4 protein-coding genes are annotated in these 4,765 nt (G+C 69.8%); all 4 read right to left on the bottom strand.

Annotated elements, in window-relative coordinates:
• Positions 1-746, bottom strand: a 746-nt coding sequence (locus WBA11_RS19995) for a TIM barrel protein (RefSeq protein WP_424522390.1), incomplete at its 3' end; no start/stop codon positions are given.
• 61 nt (positions 747-807) lie between these two features.
• Positions 808-2,262 (bottom strand): Gfo/Idh/MocA family protein, encoded by a 1,455-nt coding sequence (locus tag WBA11_RS19990; RefSeq protein WP_424522389.1) that lies wholly within the window; start codon positions 2,260-2,262, stop codon positions 808-810.
• A 145-nt stretch (positions 2,263-2,407) separates the two neighbouring features.
• A complete protein-coding gene (locus tag WBA11_RS19985; protein WP_424522388.1) occupies positions 2,408-4,189 on the bottom strand; it encodes a GMC oxidoreductase in 1,782 nt (593 codons plus the stop codon).
• A gap of 185 nt (positions 4,190-4,374) precedes the next feature.
• On the bottom strand, positions 4,375-4,765 hold a 391-nt coding region (locus WBA11_RS19980), incomplete at its 5' end, for a gluconate 2-dehydrogenase subunit 3 family protein (RefSeq protein WP_424522387.1).

Genomic DNA, 4,765 nt, shown 5'->3' with positions numbered 1-4,765 from the left:
GCGCCGACGTCGGTCTGGGTCATGTCCGGCCCGGCGCCGTCCTTGACGTGCCACAGCGGGAAGCGGCCGGGGTACATCTCGAAGATGTCGACCGGGTCGTGGCCTGCGACGGCCACCCAGTACAGGTCGAGCTCCAAGACGACCAGGTCCGGCTCCAGACGTTCGACGAAGTCGAAGTAGGCCGGCCGGTCCGTCCCGAACGTCTCGAACTCGAAGTCGTGGTTGTGGTACCCGAGCTGGATGCCGACGGCCTTGGACCGCTCGCCGAACTCGTTCAGCATGTCCGCCAACCGGAGGTAGCCGTCGCGGTCCGGCCGCGCGTCCGGCGGCAGCCACGGGATCACGAGGTAGTCGTGCCCGACGGCGTCGGCGACCTCGAGGGCGGCCTGGAACGTCGGCAGGCCGGCGTTCGACATGCTCGTGTTGGGCGGGATAATCTCGGAGACCATCGCGTGCGCGGACGGCGCCGAGAGCTCGAGCGCGTCCAAGACGGACCGGAACGCCGCGGGGTCGCGGTCGGCGTAGCCCGCCGTCTCGACCTGGTCGATGCCGTAGCGCTTGAGCATCTCCAAGACGCCGTTCACGTCGCCCGGCAGGATGTCGCGCAGGGTGTAGAGCTGGATCCCGATCTCGGCCGGGACCGGCGCCGTCCTCGAGGCCGCAAACGCCCGAGCGGCGCCGGGACCGAGCACGGCTGCTAGAGCGGCGGCTGAACCGGTGTTGCGGAGAAAGTGTCGTCGGTTCATCGCGGTCGGGGTCTAGAGACGGCGCTCTGAGTTGTGGATCGAGATCGCCCTCGCGGGCGGATCAGTCGATGTCGGGGAGTTGCCAGCCGTCGCGGTAGGAGCGGGTCAAGAGCGAGGCGCCATCGGAGTGGTTCGTGACGGTCCCGTCGGGCGCGACCTCGAGGGGCCGGCCGGCCGACATCGCGGCGACGCCCAGCAGCATGATCTCGTTGAGGTGCGCGCCGTACTCGAACGGGCACGAGGCCTCCTCCTCGCCCAGGATCGCGCGGATCCAGTTCCGCTCGTGGACACCGCCGTGGATGCCCACGTCGTCGTCGAACCGCGTGAGCGTGCGGGGCACGTCCGCGGCCTCGGCCTCGAGGTCGGTGCCGGGCTCGTTGGACAGGAAGCGCGGGTTGCTCCCGTAGGTCTCGTGGATCAACAGACCGCGCTCGCCGACGAAGATGACGCCGCCGTTGGGGTCGAGCTCGAAGCCGTCCGGCGCTTGGACGGGCGTCGGGGGCAGGAGCCCGCCGTCGTACCACGTCATGTCGATCTCGCCGCCCGGGTCCGCGGCGCCCGCCATCGGGCCGGCGCCGCCGAACCGGTAGGTGGTGACCGTGGCTAGCGGGTACGTCGCTCGGTCGTCGCCTCCGCCCCACGGCGTGTGCCGCGTCTCGACGCGCGACGGTCGGGCCAGGTCGAGCGCCCAGATCGGGAAGTCGACCAGGTGCGCGCCCATGTCGCCCAGGGACCCGACGCCGAAGCCGACGAAGCCGCGCCACCCGAACGGGTGGATCCCCGGCCGGTACGGCTGCATCTCGTTCGGGCCGAGGTAGACGTCCCACGCCACGCCGTCCGGTGCGGGCGCCGGGTCGGGCATCGGGACGCCCTGTGGCCACCAGCCGTTCGGCCGGTTCGTCCACGACTGGATCTCGTGGACCTTGCCCAGCACGCCGGCCCGGACGACCTCGACGACGCGCCTCCCGTCGTCACCCGAGTGTCCCTGGTTGCCCATCTGGGTCACCAACCCCGTCGAGGCCGCCGCCGCGGCCAGCCGACGGCTCTCGGCCACGGTGTACGTCAGCGGCTTCTGGGCATAGACGTGGAGCCCGCGCCGCATCGCGTGGAGGACGGCGTGCGCGTGGACGTGGTCCGGCGTCGCGACCACGACCGCATCGAGGTCGTCGACCTCGGCCAGCAGCTCGCGGTAGTCCTGGAACCGAGCGGCGCTCCCATAGGCGTCCTCGAGGGCGGCTCCTGCGGCGCGTCCTCGCGCGTTGTCGGAGCCGAGGCGGCGCTGAACCGCGCCCTGGACGTGGCCCATGTCCACGTCGGCGATGGCGGTGATCCGAACACGGTCACTCATGGCGAGCGGCGCCGCGTTCGAGGCGCCCATCCCACCGGCTCCGATGATGCCCACGCTGACGGTGTCGCTCGGCGCGACGAAGCCGGCCCCGCCCAGCACGTGTCGAGGGACGACCAGCGGCGCCATCGAGGCCGCGGCAGTGGTGCGGACGAAGTCTCGGCGTTTCACGGGTTCAGGGTTCTGAGTTCAGGGTTCGGGCCTTACGCGCCGACGACGGTAAGGTGTTCGGCCTCGAGGCCGAGGCTCGCAGCCGGAGACGCCCTCGAGAACGGCCGGGCGGACCCCGACTGCGTAGCGAAGGCGCAGCCAACCATCACACCCTCAGGTCGCCGCTGTTGACCGCGTTGACGGCGTGGTCGCACGCGCGGGCGGTGAACGCCATGTAGGTCAGCGACGGGTTCTGGCAGCCGGCGGACGTCATGAACGCGCCGTCGGTGACGTAGAGGTTCGGGATCTCGTGGACGCGGTTGTTCGAGTCCACGCAGCCGGTCTCGGGCGTCGCACTCATGCGCGCCGTGCCCATCTCGTGGATGCCCTCGCCCAGGCGGTACGGGGCCTCCCACTCGGTCACGTTGACGGCGCCGGCGGCCTCGAGCATCTCGGCGCCGTCGCTCTTCATCGCGACCCTCATCCGCCGCTCGTTGTCGCGGATCGACCCGACGATGCGCGGGATCGGCATGCCGTAGTCGTCGGTCTGGTCCGTGAGCTCGACGCGGTTGTCGTCGTAGGCCAGGATCTCGCCGAAGGGGAACATGGTGAACGTCCACTCGCCCGGGTTCCGCAGCGACTCCTTGAGCGCCACGCCGACACCCGGCCCGCTGGCCGCTCGGCTCCAGTTGCCACGGCCCGAACCACCTTGGTACCCATAGCCTCGCGTGAAGTCACGGTTCGAGGACGGATCCCACGGCAGGTTCTGAAAGCGCGGGATGTAGATCCCGTTGGGCCGGTTGCCGAAGTAGTACCGGTCGGCGAACTCGGGGAACTCGCCGCTCGCGCCGACCATGAAGTGGTGGTCCATGATCCCCTTGCCCAACAGCCCCGACTGGTTGCCCAAGCCGTCTGGGAAACGCGGGGAGGTGCTGTTCATCAGGATCATGGCGCTCCCGATCGCGCTCGCGTTGAGGAACACGAGCTTGGCGTTGAACACCATCTCCTCCTTCGTCTCCTGGTCGATCACGCGGACGCCGGTCACGCGGTCCGCATCGTCGTCGTAGACGAGGGAGTGGACGATCGAGTGCGGCCGGATCGTCATGTTGCCCGTGTTCTGGGCCGCCCGCAACGTCGTCGAGAGCGAGCAGAAGTAGGCGCCCGCTGAGCACCCTCGGTCGCAGGGACCGCAGTAGTGGCAGCCCGCCCGCTGGACGCCGCCCTCGTTGTGCGGCTGCGTCAGGATCGCCGTCCGGCCGACGGTCATCGCGCGGCCGTTGTAGTCCCGCGCGATGGACTCTTTGACCCGGTTCTCGACGGCCGTCAGCGGCATCGGCGGCAGGAACTCGGAGTCGGGGAGCTGCTGGAGCCCCATCGACTCGCCCGAGATGCCGGCGAACCGCTCGACGTAGGAGTACCACGGATCGATCTCGTCGTAGGTGACCGGCCAGCGCGTGCCGCGCCCCTCACGCTCGTTGGCCGTGAAGTCCATCTCCGAGAGCCGGTAGCTCTGGCGGCCCCACATCACCGACCGGCCGCCCAGGTGGTAGCCCCTCACCCACAGGAACTCGTCCTCGGTCTCGTCCTCGGTCTCGTACGGGTTGTCGACGTCGTCGACGTACCAGTGGGCCGTGTTCTCGTTGTAGGGGCCGGCCTTGGACTGGCGGAACTGCCGCTCCTCGGCGTGGCGGCGGTCGCCGCGGCCGCGGAACGGGGTCTCCCAGGGCGTCCGGTGCTCCGTGATGTAGTCGGTCCCGTGCTCGACGTTGCGGCCGCGCTCCAAGACCAGCGTCTTGAGCCCTTTCTCGGTGAGCTCTTTGGCGGCCCATCCGCCCGACATCCCCGACCCGACGACGATGGCGTCGTAGACCTCGGAGGTCGCTTGGACGCGGACTGTTCGGACCTTCTCGATAAACCCGGCGTCGTGGCCGTGTGCGTGGTCAGACATGAAGATGGTTTGGGGTTCGTAGGGTTTCGAGTTCTGCGGCCTCGAGGACGGCTGGCTATCAGTGAGTTGGCGCGTAGGCGCTCTCGTCCTCGAGGACGAATAAGAGTGTTGCGATCGGCCACGAGGTGAGTCGAGCCTATGGACGTAGACCGGCCGCGAGGGCGGCTCGGCACTCCCTAGACCCGCTACGCCCAGGCGCGGCCAATCTCGGAGAGCGGCACGTCGGGGTCGTAGCGGCCGGGTGCGGCGAGCCACTGGAGTTCCTGCGTCGCCCCGATCTCGGACGTGTAGTAGCCCGCGAGCGTGAGCTCTTTGACCTGGCGGAAAAATGGAATGCCTGCGGCGTCGCGGCCGACCGACGCTGTACCCTCGCCCGTCGAGAGCTCCGTGGCCCCCTCCGTCTCGGCGTCCGTCGGCTCGTCGTCGCTCATGGCCTCGCCCAGGTCGCCCTGCATGCCGGCCACCTCGTTCTCGCGCTCCTCGCCGGCGAGGTACGTGCCTTCCTGCGCCGCGCCGGCCACGTCGCCGTCGGGCGTGTCCTCGTCCTCGACGGCGGGGCTCCCGACAGCGCCCGGC

It is taken from the genome of Rubrivirga sp. (assembly GCF_049648075.1).
Lineage (GTDB): Bacteria > Bacteroidota > Rhodothermia > Rhodothermales > Rubricoccaceae > Rubrivirga.
The sequence above is the reverse complement of the archived record's forward strand: the minus strand, read 5'-3'. Positions and strand labels throughout refer to the sequence as shown.

Coding starts and splice junctions, on each gene's coding strand:
- WBA11_RS19985 (WP_424522388.1), bottom strand. CDS start 4,189: ATGTCTGACCACGCACACGGCCACGACGCCGGGTTTATCGAGAAGGTC.